13 protein-coding genes, 1 tRNA gene and 2 pseudogenes are annotated in these 15691 nt (G+C 70.0%); 8 read left to right on the top strand and 8 right to left on the bottom strand.

The annotated features are described in order from the left end of the window. Window positions 1-5: 5 nt before the first annotated feature. Window positions 6-1607: an alpha/beta hydrolase gene (locus FED44_RS32740; RefSeq protein ID WP_111697825.1), complete on the bottom strand. Its 1602-nt coding sequence runs from the start codon at window positions 1605-1607 to the stop codon at window positions 6-8. A gap of 369 nt (window positions 1608-1976) precedes the next feature. Between FED44_RS32740 and FED44_RS32735 the strand changes: the two genes are divergently transcribed. The 3 genes and pseudogenes from FED44_RS32735 to FED44_RS38590 all read left to right on the top strand — a co-directional run. Next, window positions 1977-2053, top strand: a tRNA-Thr gene (locus FED44_RS32735). Between the two features lie 147 nt (window positions 2054-2200). Next, window positions 2201-2374: pseudogene (locus tag FED44_RS38595) on the top strand (transposase); the annotation flags it as partial. Window positions 2375-2443: 69 nt separating this feature from the next. Then, window positions 2444-2554: pseudogene (locus FED44_RS38590) on the top strand (IS5-like element ISFal3A family transposase); the annotation flags it as partial. A gap of 119 nt (window positions 2555-2673) precedes the next feature. Here the strand turns inward: FED44_RS38590 and FED44_RS32725 are convergent. Together FED44_RS32725 and FED44_RS32720 are read right to left on the bottom strand one after the other, a co-directional pair. Then, a complete protein-coding gene (locus FED44_RS32725; protein ID WP_133305878.1) occupies window positions 2674-3330 on the bottom strand; it encodes a hypothetical protein in 657 nt (218 codons plus the stop codon). A gap of 269 nt (window positions 3331-3599) precedes the next feature. After that, the gene (locus FED44_RS32720) at window positions 3600-3944 is read right to left on the bottom strand and encodes a hypothetical protein (RefSeq protein WP_111697822.1); all 345 of its coding nucleotides are present in this window, start codon (window positions 3942-3944) and stop codon (window positions 3600-3602) included. A gap of 571 nt (window positions 3945-4515) precedes the next feature. Here FED44_RS32720 and FED44_RS32710 point away from each other — a divergent pair. Next, a complete protein-coding gene (locus tag FED44_RS32710) occupies window positions 4516-5568 on the top strand; it encodes a serine hydrolase domain-containing protein (protein WP_208759298.1) in 1053 nt (350 codons plus the stop codon). 15 nt (window positions 5569-5583) lie between these two features. On the opposite strand, the gene FED44_RS32705 is transcribed toward FED44_RS32710, so the two are convergent. Beyond that, the gene (locus FED44_RS32705) at window positions 5584-6042 is read right to left on the bottom strand and encodes an iron chaperone (protein WP_111697821.1); all 459 of its coding nucleotides are present in this window, start codon (window positions 6040-6042) and stop codon (window positions 5584-5586) included. A 56-nt stretch (window positions 6043-6098) separates the two neighbouring features. Continuing rightward, window positions 6099-6554 carry a carboxymuconolactone decarboxylase family protein gene (locus FED44_RS32700; protein ID WP_111697820.1) on the bottom strand — a complete coding sequence of 152 codons (456 nt, stop codon included), beginning with the start codon at window positions 6552-6554 and terminating at the stop codon, window positions 6099-6101. A gap of 164 nt (window positions 6555-6718) precedes the next feature. On the opposite strand from FED44_RS32700, the gene FED44_RS32695 reads away from it, so the two are divergent. From FED44_RS32695 to FED44_RS32685, 3 genes are all read left to right on the top strand, one after another. After that, a complete protein-coding gene (locus tag FED44_RS32695) occupies window positions 6719-8965 on the top strand; it encodes an ATP-binding protein (RefSeq protein ID WP_208759297.1) in 2247 nt (748 codons plus the stop codon). A gap of 247 nt (window positions 8966-9212) precedes the next feature. Continuing rightward, the gene (locus FED44_RS32690) at window positions 9213-10763 is read left to right on the top strand and encodes a DUF7507 domain-containing protein (protein WP_208759296.1); all 1551 of its coding nucleotides are present in this window, start codon (window positions 9213-9215) and stop codon (window positions 10761-10763) included. A 71-nt stretch (window positions 10764-10834) separates the two neighbouring features. Then, a complete protein-coding gene (locus tag FED44_RS32685; RefSeq protein ID WP_111697819.1) occupies window positions 10835-11218 on the top strand; it encodes a nuclear transport factor 2 family protein in 384 nt (127 codons plus the stop codon). 99 nt (window positions 11219-11317) lie between these two features. Here FED44_RS32685 and FED44_RS32680 read toward each other — a convergent pair whose 3' ends face one another. Both FED44_RS32680 and FED44_RS32675 read right to left on the bottom strand, forming a co-directional pair. Then, window positions 11318-12436 carry a hypothetical protein gene (locus FED44_RS32680; protein WP_111697818.1) on the bottom strand — a complete coding sequence of 373 codons (1119 nt, stop codon included), beginning with the start codon at window positions 12434-12436 and terminating at the stop codon, window positions 11318-11320. Window positions 12437-12684: 248 nt separating this feature from the next. Then, a complete protein-coding gene (locus tag FED44_RS32675) occupies window positions 12685-13338 on the bottom strand; it encodes a class I SAM-dependent methyltransferase (RefSeq protein ID WP_111697817.1) in 654 nt (217 codons plus the stop codon). A gap of 500 nt (window positions 13339-13838) precedes the next feature. Here FED44_RS32675 and FED44_RS32670 point away from each other — a divergent pair, with 500 nt between their 5' ends. Further along, a complete protein-coding gene (locus tag FED44_RS32670) occupies window positions 13839-14573 on the top strand; it encodes a GNAT family N-acetyltransferase (RefSeq protein WP_111697816.1) in 735 nt (244 codons plus the stop codon). On the opposite strand, the gene FED44_RS32665 is transcribed toward FED44_RS32670, so the two are convergent. Continuing rightward, the gene (locus FED44_RS32665) at window positions 14560-15675 is read right to left on the bottom strand and encodes an alpha/beta hydrolase family protein (RefSeq protein ID WP_138463084.1); all 1116 of its coding nucleotides are present in this window, start codon (window positions 15673-15675) and stop codon (window positions 14560-14562) included. The two genes, FED44_RS32670 and FED44_RS32665, sit on opposite strands and share 14 nt — an antisense overlap. Window positions 15676-15691 lie beyond the last annotated feature (16 nt).

The raw sequence follows: 15691 nt of genomic DNA, 5'->3' as shown, positions 1-15691 counted from the left end.
GCCTGTCAGGTTGCCTTCGGGCAGACCGTGCCGTTCTTGGGCGCGCGCAGCGTGAGCAGGTAGTCGTCGACCGCGGTGTCCACGCAGGTCGAGCCGCTGCGGTAGGCCGTGTGGCCGTCGCCGTCGTAGCCCAGCAGCACGCCCGAGGTCAGCTCCTTCGCGAGCCCCTGCGCCCACTCGTACGGCGTGGCGGGGTCGCGCAGCGTGCCGACCACGAGGATGGGCGGCGCGCCCGCGCCCTTGATCGGCTTGTCGGCCTCGGCCGACTTCGCCGGCCAGTACGCGCAGGGCAGCGAACCCCACATCACGAACGGCCCGAAGTGCGGGGCCGTCTTCCCGGCCGCGTCGGCGGCCTTGCCGTACGCGTCGAGCGACGTGGGATAGCGGTGGTCCACGCAGTTGACGGCCATGTTCGCCTCGGTCTGGTTCGAGTACGTCCCGTCGGATCGGCGGTCGACCAGCAGGTCGGCCATCCGCAGCAGGGACGTGCCGTTGCCGTGGGTCATGGCCTGGCCCAGGGCCTGCCGCAGCTGGGGCCACGCGGTGCGCTCGTAGAGCGGGGTGGCGATGCCGAGCACCGTCCACGCCTCGTTGACGACCCGGCCGTCGCCGAGATCGTTCTTCAGCGGCTGCCGGTCGGCCCTCGCCAGCAGGTCGCTGATCTCCTTCATCGCGCCGTCGACCGTACGGCTCGTGAAGGGGCAGGCGCCGTCGAGGAAGCAGTCTTCGGCGAACGCCCTCAGCGCCACCTCGAAGCCCTTGGCCTGCACCTCGTTGGACTTGATGGCCGACATGGCCGGGTCCACCGCGCCGTCGAGCACCAGCGCCCGCACGTTCTTGGGGAACAGCTCGGCGTACATCGCGCCGAGGTAGGTGCCGTACGACTTGCCCAGGTAGGTGAGCCCGGCGTCGCCCAGGACGCCGCGCAGGACGTCCATGTCCCTGGCCGCGTCGGCCGTGCCCACGTGCGGCAGCAGGCGGGCCGACTGGGCCTCGCACCGCTCCGCGAACTGCTTGGACGCATTGTCCAGCTCGGTGACCTCCGCCGGGCTGTCCGGGCTGGAGTCCATGCCGACGTACTTGTCGAGCTGGGCGCCGGTCATGCAGTGGACGGGAGTCGACTCGCCGACGCCGCGCGGATCGAAGCCGACGACGTCGTACTGCTCGCGCACCCGCTCACTGACCACGGACTTGGCGGCCCGCGCGTACTGGATGCCCGATCCGCCCGGTCCGCCGGGGTTGATGAGCAGCGAGCCGGCCCGCGTGCCGGAGGCCGGGAGGCGGATCGCGCTGAGCTCGATGCGCTCGCCGGAGGGCTTGGTGTAGTCGAGAGGGACCTGGATCCTGGCGCACTGGAAGCCGTCGCCGCAGTCGCTCCAGTCGGGCCGCTGCTCGTAGAAGGGGCGCAGCTCCGACGCGGGCGTCCGCATCGCCGGGAGCGCCTTGGTCACACCGGGCTGCTGGGACGACGGGGCCGGGGTGCGGGCGGAGCAGGCGCTGACGGGCAGCAGCGCGATCACCGCCGCGGCCGCCAGGCGCCGGCCCGGGCCATCGCTTCGCCGCTTCGTCCTGTGTGTGACCTTCGCGGTCTGGCCGGCCAGTCGCATGCTCGTCGTTCCCCTGCCGTCGTCTGCGTGACGAGGACCAGCATGCCGCCTGCCGGCGGGAGCGGCCACCGGACGCGAGCGGTTCCGGAGAATGTCATGCGGCGCCCTCCGGCCGGATGACCTGGCCGGCAGAGACGGAGCGCTCCTCCTGTGACACCTGCGCCGGGCTTGTCCCGTCTCCCGGTAAAGGGACGATCCCGAGGCGGCGAGGGAGAATTTACCCGGCCCCGCCGATCTTCCCCGCCCGCCGTCCGAGCCGGCCCGTCTCCCGCGTACGGCGGCAGCCCGTGCGGGCGCGGCACACCGGCCGGCGACCGGTGCACGAGAGCCCGGCTGACCCTGTAGACTGTGCGAAGCCGTACGCGGCCTGCCGCCTTAGCTCAGTCGGCCAGAGCACTTCACTCGTAATGAAGGGGTCAAGGGTTCGATTCCCTTAGGCGGCTCCACCTCAGAGGCCCTCACCGGGATCCGGTGGGGGCCTTTGTCGTTTCCGTAAAGCAGCCGTCGAGTGCGGGCAGAGCAAACCCTGTCCCCGCTGGCTCCCGGCGAAGCCGGCGTCGGCGAACACGTACCGGACCGGCGTGACCAGGTACATGCTGAGCAGGGTGGTCTTGGCTCCGTCACGGTCTTGGACGGAGGCGGCCATCATGCAGACGACCAGCTTGTACGTGGTGCGGACGGGCTGCGCCTGTCGGCAACTGCCGGTCGACTTCCCGCCCTGGCAGACCGTGTACTGGTACTTCGTCCGCTGGGAAGAAGCCAAAGTCACCGAGCAGATGCTCACCGCGCTGCGGCGCCGGGTTCGGGCGGCGCAGGGGCGAGCCGAGGAACCAATGGCGGGCATCATCGACTCCCAGAGCGTCAAGGGCGCAGACACCGTCGGCCGCGAGTCCCGCGGCTACGACGCGGGAAAGAAGGTCAACGGGCGCAAGCGGTTCATCGTGCTCACGGTCTGGATCGGCCAACGTAAGCCACCCACTGCTGCCTCGCGTCAGACTGACGTACCTAGTGCTCGTGAGGGAGGGTATACCTCTGATGACGCTGCAGGTCGTACCGGCGAGGACAGCTAGTCAGTCCCAAGGAGTTCTGTCAAGCGAGTACGAGCGTCGACCAGGGCTTGGAGCACAGGAAGTTCGCCAGGCGCTTGGACCGCGAGATCCTCGTACACTTCGATTTTGCGGCGACACAGACCGATCTCCAGATCGCGATGCTCCTGCTCGCTGACGTCAGAGGTATCGGGCATCGCTCCGAGCAGCGCCTCGGCCTCGCCGATCAGTGCTGAGCGCTCACTTGTGCTCAGTGGTGCGAGACTGACAGTAGGCGATTGTTCACGCAACTCTTGCCGAGCGCTCACCCAAGCATTCAGGCGGGTGATGATCTGATCAAGGTGGTCGGCCGTGGCCAGCAGTTCGCCGGCGCGCTCGGGCAACAACCACGCATACAAAAGTCGGCGGTGGAAGTCTCGCTCCGCGTTGACATATCGCTCGTGGGCGGCTTGGCGGCTAACCGTCTTACGGCTGACTTTCCCCAGAGCGAGGCCTATGCGTTCCCAGCTGACGTCCTGCGTCCGCTCATAGATCACTGCGAGGGTCAGCAAGCGCTGCGCTTCTTCGACCAGTCTGGCGGCGTCCTCGACGAGTCGGCTTCCGCCGGCATGGGGGCTCGGCGGGGTAGGCACAAGCAAAGCGGTGCTGTCGGCCAGAACACGTGCCTGTTCTGACACCGCCAGACGGGCGATTGTGGCTGGAGAGAAGCCTGCTGATCTGGGCCTGCTTTCGTCCGTCGACTCAGGGGCAGCGGAAGTGGCATGGCTCATATGTCAAGTAAAGGTTGACAAGCGATAGAGTGTCAAGCTCAACCTGACACCCCAATGGTTGCGATACCACCTTGTGCCTGCTCAGCAGGCCGTCACCCCGGCGCGCCCAGTCCCACGAAAGAGGGAAGCTTTCGCCACAGGAACGGGTACGGCTTCGGGTTTACTGGGTGTGCATTTCATGGGAGCCCGGAGGTAATGGTGCCGTACCAGTACCCGCCGTAGATTTCATCGACACCGGTGATGTGGGGTTGCGTAGTCCCCACGCCCGTGTAGCACCGGTAATTCGGGAAAACCCATGTGCCATACTTGACTCGAACCGGACCAGGGAGGAAGCTGCCGCCAGAGGTGGTGCAGCTAGTTGTACTGATCGCGAGCTGAATTAGCGGCACGCGTAGCGGCTTCGGATTCCCCTGAAGATCAATCAGCGGCTTGTGGTCGATCTTAGTTTTGACCTTGTACTGGACGCCATCGGGGCCGGTCTCGATGGTGTACTCCTCGTCATAGTCCGACCCTGCGGCCACCTCGATTTTTAGAGGCTCTAGAATCTTGGCGTCGGTCGCCCGCTAATGGGGTCCAACTAAGGGGAAATTGGGGCCATAAGATTTCCTGTTTCGCTTTCGTGTGCCCCGCTGCCCCCCGCACCGTCCGCCCGTACGGCCACGTCAAGTCGTGACGACGTCGGCGACTGCGTCCCCGGACGGGCGGCCGGGTCGCCGATGGCGCTGCCGCTTCAGGTCAGGGGCGGATTAAGGTGACCGCGCGACGCCGGGCTCCAGGCGCAGCGGCGGGCGGCCCCACATCACAGCAGACGAGATTGGCCGAGGCTGGGGACGCGTACGCGCTCTCGGGGATCGAGGGTATTCGCAAGCCGGACCGCAGGCTCTTCGGGATTGCGGCCAAGCGGTGCGGTATGAGTCTCGACGCCGGAGGCAGGGTTCGATTCCCTTAGGCGGCTCCACCTCAGAGGCCCTCCCGGATGACCGGCGAGGGCCTTTGCGCGTCCATCTGCGTGTGTGCCGCTCCCCGCAGGCGGTTTGTGGTGACCGAATCCCGATTGCCTCCGGCCGACCTCCGTTCCTAGGGTGAGTGGCCGTGGTCAACGGAACGGTGGAACCGGGTTTCGAACAGGTACGGGACGTTTTCGCCGATGTGCTGAAGCGGCAGGCTGGAGGAGCGGGGGCAGCGGTCGCCGCCCAGCTGGACGGCCGATGGATCGTCGACCTGTGGGGAGGACCCGGCTGGTCACGCGACAGCATCGTCATGCCGTACTCCGTGACCAAACCGTTCGCGGCGGTCTGTGCGTTGCTCCTCGTCGATCGGGGCGTGCTGGAGTTGGACGCCCCGATGCAGCGCTACTGGCCCGAGTTCACCGCGCCGGCGACCGTACGGCATGTCCTGTCGCACCAGGCCGGCGTGGTGGCACTGGACCAACCGGTGCCCACCGAGACCTTGTACGACTGGGACCGGCTGTGCGCGCTTCTCGCCGCGCAGGAGCCGTCGTGGGAGCCGGGCACCGCGCACGGCGAGTCGGCATTGTTCTACGGGCACCTGGTCGGTGAACTGGTCCGGCGCACCGACGGGCGGACGCTCGGCCGTTTTCTCGCCGAGGAGGTCTGCGGTCCACACGAGCTGGACTTTCACATCGGCCTCGGCCCCGCCGAACAGGCACGGGCGATCGAGCTGACCGGCTTGACCCCGGCCTTCCGCGCCGCCGCGCTGGACGGCAAACCCGGCCTCTACCACCGGGCGATCGGCAATCCGCTCGGTGCCCAGGACCCGGCTGTGGTCAACTCCGCCACTTGGCGGGCCGCCGAGATTCCCGCTGTCAACGGCCACGGCACCGCCCGCGCGGCCGCCGGGTTCTACTCCGCGTTGCCGCGGCTGCTGTCAGCCGACCTGCTTGCCGAGGCCACCACCGCCCAGCGCTCGGGGATGGACGCGGTTTTCGGGGCACAGGCGAGCTGGGGGCTGGGTTTCGGCGTCGAGGGTGACGACTACGGGATGGGCGGCCTGGGCGGCAACTACGCCGGAGCCTCCGGCTACACCTTCGCCTTCCTCACCGGCCATGCCGGCGGTTTCGATCGCGCCACCGACCTGGAGAACGCTCTGCGCGCCGTTCTCGGGCTGGGCCCAATTCCCGACTAGACCGGCGCCTGGGCCTCAGCTCACCGCCTGCCTCAGGAGCGCCCCGATCCTCGCCTCGACGTCGGCGGTGATCTCGGTGAGGGCGTACGAGGCCGGCCACATGGTGCCTTCGTCGAGGTTCGCCTCGTCGCTGAAGCCGAGTGTGGCGTAACGGGCCTTGAACTTCGCCGCGGGCTGGAAGAAGCAGATCATTTTGCCGTCGCGGGCGTACGCGGGCATCCCGTACCAGAGCTTCGCCGTGAGGTCGGGCACGTGGGCTTTGATCAGGGCGTGCAACCGCTCGGCGATCGCCCGGTCGGGCTCCGCCATCTCGGCGATCTTCGCGAGCACCTCGCTCTCCGTGTCGGCCTTGGCGCCCCGCCGAGCGATCGTCTTCAGCTCCTTGGCGCGCTGCTTCATCGCGTCGCGCTCTTCTTCGGTGAAACCGTCGTGCTTCTGGCCCTCGGCGGCGGTGGTCTTCGTGGTGTTCGACATGACGACTTCCTCTTTCTGCGACGTACGGCTTGGGGCGGTGCTGATCGGGAACGGTGTCACCACGTGCCCGCCTGCCGGCGGGTCGGCACGTTGAGCCGGTTGAAGGCGTTGGTGATCGCGATGTTGAGCAGCAGTGCGGCCAGCTCCTTCTGGTCGAAGTGCTTGGCGGCCATGTCCCACACCTGGTCCGGCACCGGGTCCGCCTGGTCGGCGAGCCGGGTCACGGCCTCGGTCAGGGCCAGCGCGGCGCGCTCCTCGTCGCTGAACCACGGCGTCTCCCGCCACGCGGCGACGGCGTGCACCTGGTCTGCGGTCACCCCGTGCCGCTGGGCCTGGTGGACGCCCCCGGCCACACACGGAGCGCAGCCGTTGATCTGGCTGGCCCGCAGGTGGCTCAGCGCGAGCAGCTTGCCGTCCGCTCCGGCACCCGCGATGGCCTTGTTGAGCGCCATCAGGGCCTCCATCGCTTCGGGGATCAAAGCCGCCGGGTTCGGCATGCGCTCGGTCGACATCGCTTCTCCTTCGTCGTGGGTGTTTCCGACAGGTGCTATCCGACCATCGGCGTGCCGGGGCCCGCCTGGTCCGTGGGACACCGTGGGACAGGCAGAACCCGGTTGAGCTGCGCGAACGCATCACCGATCCGTCCGCGTGGGCCGGGACGGGTACGGTGTTGCACGTGGTCAGCCCCCAGGAGCGACTGGTGGCTCAGCTCTCCAGGATCAAGGAGCTGAGTGGGCTCAGCCTGCGCGCCCTCGCCCGCCAGACGGGTCTGAGCAGCTCGTCGTTGTCGCGGTACCTGACCGGCCGGCTCGTGCCGCCGTGGGAGGCCGTCGTGGCGCTGTGCCGCGCCGTGGGACGCGATCCCCGGCCGCTGCGCGCGCTGTGGGCCGAGGCGGCCGAAGCAGGCGCGGCGCCCGCCCGGCGCCGCAACGACCTGCCGGCCGACCTGTTCGACTTCACCGGCAGAGAAGCGGAGTCCGCGCTGGCCGAAGAGCTGCTGCGCACCACTGGCGCGGCCGCGATCGACGGCATGGCGGGCGTGGGCAAAACCAGCCTGGCCGTACATGTGGCCCACCGGCTCGTCCCCGCGTATCCGGACGGCGGGCTCTATCTCGACCTGCAGGGCTTCACCCCGGGTCAGGAACCGCTGGAGCCGCATGCCGCGCTGGGCCGGCTGCTGGGCGCGTTGGACGTCACGCATCCCCCGGCCGGCACCGCCGATCGCGCGGCGCTCTGGCGGTCGGAGCTGTCCCGCAGGCGGATGCTCGTCGTGCTCGACAACGCGGTCGACGCGGAGCAGGTGCGTCCGCTGCTCCCCGGCGCGGGGAGGTCCGCGGTCCTGGTCACCAGCCGACACCGGCTGGTCAGCCTGGACGGAGTGCCGCCGGTTTCCCTGGAGCCGCTGACCGACGACGACGCGGTGCACCTGTTCGGCCGGGCGGCCGGGCTCTCGCTCACCGAAGAGGAAGCGGTCGACCAGGTGCTGCGGCAGTGCGGCGGGCTCCCGCTGGCGCTACGGATGGCGGGCGCGCGGCTTCGCCACCGCCCGGGCTGGACGGTGGCCGTGCTGGCCGAGCGGCTGCGCGCCACTCCCGGCCGCTTCGACTCCGCGTTCGGAATGTCGCTGCAGCAGCTCGATGCGGTCCAGCGCCGCATGTTCCGGCTGCTGGGCGTGCTGCCGGGCGCCGACTTCGACGCGGCGGTGGCGGGCGCGCTCACCGACATGCCGCCCGACCGGGCCGGCGCCGCGCTGGAGGAGCTGGTCGACGCCCACCTGGTCCAGGAGCCCTCGCCCGGGCGCTACCGGATGCACGATCTGATCCGGCAGTACGCGGCGGACATCGCCGCCGACGAGGAGCCACGGGCCGAAGCCGCCCTGCGCCGGGTCCTGGCGCACTATCTGGGGCAGGCCGTCGCCCACGATCAGACCCTGCCATCGCCGCACCGCAAGGAACCCTCGCCGGGAGATCCCGCGAGGGCCATGGCCTGGTTCGACCTCGAGTACGTCAACCTGGTGGCCTGCTTCGACGCCGCCGTGCGGCTCGGCATGGACGAGGTGGTGGCCGAGCTGCCGCAGGCCATGCGGGTCTGGTTCTTCCGGCACCGCGGAACCGATGACCAGGCACGCCTGCTCGAAGCCGCCGCGGACGCCGCGGGGCGTCTCGGCCGCGACCAGGAGCGGGCTTCGCTGCTCGCGGACCTCGGCTACGCCCGTGCCGCCGCCGGACGCCTCTCCGAGGCGCTCTCCGCCTACGAACTGGCCGAGCGGTCGGGGCCAGACGACGACATCGCGGCCGCCCTGGCGCTGCGTATCGGCATGGTGCGCCGGGATCTCGGCGACCTCGACGCGGCACAGGCGCACTTCCGGCGGGCACGCGAGCTGTTCGAGAAGCTGGGGCTCCAGATGGGACAGTCCCAGGCACTGGCCTTCGACGGATGGGTGACACTTCACCTTGGGCGGCGCGGCGAAGCCGTCGAACTCGCCCGGGCGTCCGTCGCCCTGGCGGACGGGCCCGCACGGATCACCGGGCTGGTCACCCTCGGTCTCGCACTGGCGCCGGACGAGCCGGCGGAGTCACTGCGAACGCTGCATGACGCGTTGCAGCTGTCCGAGCAGCACGATCTCCAGCACAACCGGGCGTGGTGCCACAACTGTCTCGGTGTCGCGCTGCGGATCACGGGTTCACCCGAGAAGGCGCTCGAACACCACCGGCGGGCCTTCGAGCTGCTGGAACCGCTGGCCGAGGTACAGCTGGAGATCGATGTCCTGCACGCCTACGCCGAGACGTGCCGCGCGGCGGGCCGCTGTGACGAGGCGCTGGCGCTGCTCGACCGGACGATCGAGCTCGCGCGTGAGCTGGGCCGGCCGTACGACGAGAAGCTCGCCCGCGCGGCGCGGGAGACCGTGCGCGCCGCCCGCTGAGCCACCTCCGCCGTCTGAACGCTTCGCCTGATCATTACTCGAAGACCGGAGAGATCCGCGCGACGGAGCTGTACACGGGCGTTCAGATCTCCCCTGCGCGGGGTCGGGAGAGAACAGGATCCGGCCAACTGTTGACACGGCCGCACGTGTCGTGCCGCATCTCCCGTCCCCGTCGGCGAATCTTCCCTGCGGTGCCAGCGCCGCCCGTACGGCCTGGTGAGTTACCGCCGACGAGAGGATCCCCATGATGAGGCACATCCACAGGATGTGTTACCCCGTCGCCGCCCTGGTGGCGGCGGTGGCCCCCCTGACGGTGTCCGGAGCGGTCCCGGCCGGGGCAGCGTCCGCCCGTGCCGAGGCCTCGGCCACGGCGGCGCAGCGGGCCGCGGCGCCGAACCCCGCGTCCTGTCCTGAGCAGGTGGCGCTGGTCAACGGCGGGTTCGAGAAGCCCGTCGTCCCCGGGACGTGGGCTCCGTTCCCCGACGCCTCGCAGAACAGCCCGAACGCGGTGCCGGGCTGGCGGACGACCGCCACCGATCACATGATCGAGGTCTGGAGCCCCCGGATGAACGTTCCGGCGGTCGAGGGCGCGCAGTTCGCGGAGCTGAACGCCAACCAGGTCTCGACCCTCTACCAGGACCGTCCGACCACTCCGGGCCAGAAGCTCTACTGGCGGCTGTCCCACCGCGGGCGTCTCGGCACCGACCAGATGGCGCTGGACATCGGCGCCCCCTCGGGCCCCGCCCAGCAGGGGACCATGTCCGACGGCACCGCGAAGTGGGGCACCTACCACGGCAGCTACACCGTGCCCCCCGGGCAGACGACCACCAGGTTCGCCTTCCGTTCCATTTCCGCTGCCGGAGGCAACGCGTCGGTCGGCAACTTCCTCGACGACGTCTTCTTCGGCACCCCGCCGTGCGTCGTCGTCACCAAGTCCGCGAGCCCGCAGGGGCCGGTGAACGTCGGCGCCGAGGTCACCTACCGGCTGACCGCCGTCAACAAGGGCGGCGACGTCGCGCAGAACGTCCGGCTCACCGACAAGGTCCCGGCCGGGACCACCTACGTGCCCGGCTCGCTCCGCGTCGTGAGCGGCCCGGGCAGCGGCGCCCTGACCGACCAGGCCGGCGACGACCAGGCCGAGTTCGACGCCGCCACCGGTGCTGTCTCGTTCAGGCTGGGAGACGGCGCCACGGGCACGACGGGGGGCCGGCTGGCCAACGACACCACCCTGCCGGACGGCACCACCGTGGAGTTCCGGGTCAAGGTCGGCAGGTCGGTCGCGGGCAGGCAGGTCGTCAACAGCGGCGCGGTCGCCTACGAGAACCGGCTCGGCCCCGAGCCCGAGACGCTGACCTCCACCAGCGGTGACGCCGTCACCGAGGTCAACCCGGCCGTCGACCTGAGCGTGGTCAAGTCCGCGGACAAGACCGAGGTCACCGTGGGGGAGACCGTCACCTACCGCGTCACGGTCGCCAACGCCGGGCCCAACGACGCCACCGGCGTCGCCGTCAAGGACGTCCTGCCGGCCAACCTCGCCTTCCTGTCGTCCACGCGGTCGACCGGCACGTACGCCGGTGGAACGTGGACCGTGGGAACGCTGGCCAGCGGCGCGACGGCCACGCTGGTCGTCCGCGCGAAGGCCACCGCGGTCGGGGAGACGATCAACACCGCCACTGTCGGCGGCAAGGAGCTCGACCTCGACCCGGCCAACGACAGCGACGCGGTAAAGGTCTGCGTGCAGCGCGAGCCGTTCTGCCCCTACTGCACGCCCGGGAGCAAGCCGGACACCGGGAAGTGATCCGCTGAAACCGGAAGCCTCCGGGACTACCGTTGTGCCGTCGAAGACGCGCCACGACGGAGAGGACCGACATGGCAGGCACTCTTCTGGACGAGCTGTACGAGGCCGAGCGGCGGTTACAGAACGCCCAGCTCAACGGTGACGTTGAGGAACTCGACCGGCTGCTCGACGAGCGGCTCGTCTTCACCGGGCCTCCCGACGGGCGGCTGTACCCGGAGGCCAAGGAGCTCGACCTGCACAACCACCGCTCGCGCACCCAGGTCATGAAGAAGGTCGTCCAGGAGGATCTCACCGTCCTCGTCTCGGGGACGACCGGGGTGACCTGCTTCCTCGGCACGCTGGAGGGCGAGTTCGCGGGCGTGCCGTTCGGCGGCCGGCTGCGCTACACGCGCACGTGGGTGCACACCGACGAGTACGGCTGGCGCATCCTGGCGGCCCACGCCAGCGAGGCCTGAGCCCGTACGGACGTGTGGAAGGGCACGGGCGGCATGGCCCGTGCCCTTCGTTGACCCGGCCGGTGACGCGCCGGGTTCAAACTCTCACCTCACTACTCGCTACTCGCACTCCTCGCTGGACGAGCTGGACGAGCTGGAGCCGAGCGACGGCTGGTAGGCGATCTGCCGGCTCTCGGTGACGTAGTGCGTCTCCGCGATCGGGCGCTGGAAGGTCTCCATGCGCGTGTAGCTGACCGGACGGCTCTCGCTGACCATGTGCGTGCTGGTCACCGGGTGCGTCTCCGGCACCATCCGGGTGTAGCTGACCGGACGGCTCTCGGTGACGAACCGTGTCTCGGTGATCGGCCGCTGGAAGCTGACCTGCCTGGTCACCGGGCGGCTCTCGGTGACGTACCGCGTCTCCTTGATCGGCCGTTGGTAGGTCTGCTGCTCGGTCACCGCCTTCTGCTCGGTGACGTAGTGGACCACCGGCCGCTGGTAGCTGACGTACCGGGTGACCGGGCGGCTCTCGGTGACGTACCGCGTCTGCTGGATCGGCCGCTGGTAGGACACGTACTGCGTGACCGGGCGGCTCTCCGTGACGTACCGCGTCTGCTGGATCGGCCGCTGGAAGCTGACCTGGCGCGTTTCGGTGACCGGGCGCATCCGGGTGACCATGTGCGTTTCGGACACCGGCCGCTGGAAGGTGACCTGACGCGTGTAGGTGACCGGGCGGCTCTCGGTCACCATGCGCATCTGGGTGACCGGCCGCTGATAGGTGATCGTCCGGCTGTAGCTGAGCGGACGGCTGTAGGAGACCTCGCGCAGCGAGGAACTCCTGAGCGACGGACTCCTGAGGGACGACTCACTCAGTGAGGACTCCCCCAGCGAGGACCGGGAGCGGAGGGCGAGGTTGCTCGCCGACTCCTCGGACTCCTCGGACTGCCCGGACTCCTCGGCCTCTTCCGACTCCTCGCTCGAACCGCTCGAACCGCTTTCCAGGGCGCTTTCGCTCTCCCGCCCGTACCCGCTCTCTTCGTACGCGCGTACGCTCTGCTGCGCCGCCTCCTCTGATTCCTCGCCGAGGTAGCTCGGCTCCTCGGCCCGCGGCGCGCTCAGCGCGGCGGCCGCCAGGGCGCCGGACGGGTGGACGGTGGAGGCCGAGGCGATGGCCGGCCAGAGCGATACAGCGGTAAGGACTGCCGGACCCAGCAGTAATGAGAATCGAGTGCCGTGCATAGAGATACTCCTCTCCGATCAGCGATCGGGTGCATCTCAATCCTTGGCACCCCCGCCGGAGCCCGTCCAGGCGAATTGACTCCTCCCGGGCCGTTCACGGCGTGATTCCGTATGACCTGATGGGCATCCGTGCCATTGAACGGCGGGATGACCGGTCCGCGTTTTGCTGCGTCCTGCCTGCTGGAATGCGATCGGCCGTTTCCGGCACTATTACGTTTCCGGTGTTGCGAGTTTTCCCCGCTTTCCTGTCAGCGGCGGGCGATGACGGCGTAGCGCTCGTCGTGGATCGTTTTGCCCCACAGCACGGGATCGGTTAGCGGCTCCACCCGCACACTCGCGGCGTACGGCCGAAGCACGTCCAGGAGCGGTCCGGCGCTCACTCCGCCGAGCCACGGCAGCGCGTGGGCTCCGGCGACGTACGGCGGGCCGTCGTCGGAGGACCGCCAGTTGCCCTCGATCAGGACCAGTCGCCCGTGCGGGCGCAGCAGGCTCATCCAGGTGCGGAGCGCGCGTTCCGGCGCGGGCAGGGTCCACATCAGGTGCCGGGCCAGGACCACGTCGAAGGAGGCGCCGGCGGCGGGAGGGTCGCTCGCGTCCCCGACGAGGACGGTCACCGCGAAGCCCGCCGAGGCGAGCTTGCGGCGGGCCGTCTCGGCCATCCTCGGTGAGAGGTCCAGCCCCACGGGCCGGTGTCCCTGCTCGGCCAGCAGCAGTGTCAGCGAGCCGGTGCCGCAGCCCAGATCGAGGACGTCGGACGGGGGCCGTGGCATCCAGGAGCGCAGCCGCCCCGCCCAGGCGGCGCGGACCCCGAGGTCGCGAAGCCCGTGGTCGGCTTCGTCATCGAACGTGTCCGCCGCCGCGTCCCAGTAGGAGGAGATCGACTCGCGATCCGGTACGGGCATGAGCGCATCGTGGCACCCGCCACCGACAATTCCGCACGGTCGGCAAGGGGGAAGGGAGCCCACGACCCGTGCTTCCGGAACACGCCGGTGCTCCCGGAACACGCCTGTGCTCCCGGAACACGCCTGTGCTCGCGGAACACGCCTGTGCTCGCGGAACACACCCGGGTGCTCCCGGAACACACCGGTGCGCCCCGAACACGCCAGGACCCCGGCAGAAGGATCTCCTGCCGGGGTCCCGCACGTGTGGTGCCGGTGCCGGGTCGCCTCTCGGCGAAAGGCACAACGCGGCTCCAGCCGAACGGTAGTCCGCGAAGGCAAATTAGGTGAGGCCCGGGGACACCTGCACACCGGCCACGCTTCATCAAACCACGTGCCCGGGCCCGTTGTTCCCGGCCGCGCCATCTTTTTCCCGGACGTTCTCCGGGAGGACCCGGAGCAAGAGGGCCTGCTCCGGGAAAAAAGGGTTGCCTGCCAGGGGATGCCGCGCGAACCTCTGCTTCGTGCGACGAGTGACTCTGGCCGGGCCCGACGGTTCCCCGGCGATCAGCTACACCGAGGGCGAGAGGTACGGCCTGCCGTGCGCCGACCAGGTGGAGGTGCTGGGCCCGGACCCGGTGAGCGCGATCCTGGAGAAGCTGCCCGGGTGGGCCGTGGCGGGACCGCCCGATCTCGGCCGGGAACTGCTCGCGCACGGCGCCCGCCTGATGCGGCACGCCCACCAGATGACCTGCGACCTGCGTACGGCGCCGCCCGCCGACCCGGCCGCCCCCGAGGGCTACCGGTTCGTCTCCTGCGACCGCGATCCGGAGGACGTGCTCCCGGCCTGGCGGGCGGCTTATCCGCCCGGCCATGTGGACCACCAGGGCAGGGACGAGGCCACGGCCTTCCGCGAGGAGCTCGTCCCGCTCATGTCAGGAGAGCTGCTCGGCGAGCTCCTGCCCTGCGGCGTCCTGGCTGTGGACGAGAGCGACACGGTGGTCGGAGGGGTCCTGGTCAACCGCTTCGGCGACCTGGCCTGGGTGACCGAGGTCTTCCGGTACCCCGGCCGTACGCCGTCCGGCCTCGGCGCCCGGATGCTGGCCGCGGTCCGCGAGAGGGCGTGCGCCACGGGATGGGACCGGCTGGGCCTGGCCGTGACCGAGGGCAACCCGGCAAGGCGCGTCTACGAGCGGCTGGGCTTCACCCTGGTCAAAACCTCGATGACCGTCGTGATCCCCGCCGTCACAGGGACGTGACGAACTCCTTGAGTTCCCGCTCGTAACGGGCGGGGTCGGCGTTCCACGATCCGGTGTGCCCGCCCCCTGCGGTCCGTACGAGCCTGACGATGTCGGGCCGGGCCCCGGCGAAGCGCAGCGCGGGACCGGGCGGCACGGTCGCGTCGTCGTCGTCCACGAAGACCAGGGCCGGGACCCTGAACTCGCGGGCGTGGCGCAGGTGGTCCAGGTCGTCGAACGACAGGCCGGTACGCCGTTCGACCACCCACTCGCCCACCGGCACGAGGAAGCCCGGGACGCCCATCTGCTCGGCCCCGAGGGCGATGGGCGCCCGCCAGTCGACGACCGGGCTGTCGAGGATCATCGCCTTGATCGGCTCGCCGGGCAGCTTCCGCACGGTCATGGGCACGATGCCGCCGCCCATCGACCAGCCGTACAGCACGATGCCGGTCGCGCCCTGCCGCCGGGCGTAGGTGATCGCCGCGGCCACGTCACGCCACTCGGTGGCGCCGAGGTGGAGCTTGCCGTCCGGGCTCGCCGGGGCGCCCTCATCGTTGCGGTAGGTGATGCCCAGCACCGGCATCCCCAGGCTGTGGAAAACCGGCAGCACACGCAGCGCCTCCCCGGGGCCGCCGTTCCGTCCGTGCACCGCGATCACCCAGGTCCGCGAGACGCCCTCGGTGCGCCAGCCGGGGAAACCGCCGAGCGGCGAGGGGATCGTCACGTCCGTGTACGGCACGCCCGCGGCGGCCGGGGTCGCGTGCCCCCACAGCCATCGGTCGAGGTAGGCGCGCACCCCTGGGCGCAGTTCGCCGCGGACGACCCGGGTGACCTTCCTGGTCACCGTGCCGGCCCCGGCCGCGGTCGCCGGTCCCAGCAGCGCGTTGCCGTCCGCCCAGGTCAGGCCGTACGTGCCGGGGGACGCCGTGTCCGTGCCGCCCTTGATCGTGACCTCGTCCCCGCGGACGGCCGTGATCTCCAGCGGATAGCCGGCCTCGTGCACCGGGTCGATCACGAAGCCCGAGTAGTACCAGCCGGCGCCGCCGACGGCGGCCAGGCCGAGCGTCACGACGACGGCGAGCGTCCACAGGAGGCGGTGCAGCCAGCGGGATCTGCCGTGCATGCCCAGAATCTACTGG

The organism is Microbispora triticiradicis (genome assembly GCF_005864065.1).
In the GTDB taxonomy this organism is placed as follows: Bacteria; Actinomycetota; Actinomycetes; order Streptosporangiales; family Streptosporangiaceae; genus Microbispora; species Microbispora triticiradicis.
Note: the sequence above shows the minus strand (reverse complement) of the source record. Positions and strands in the feature narration are given on the sequence as shown.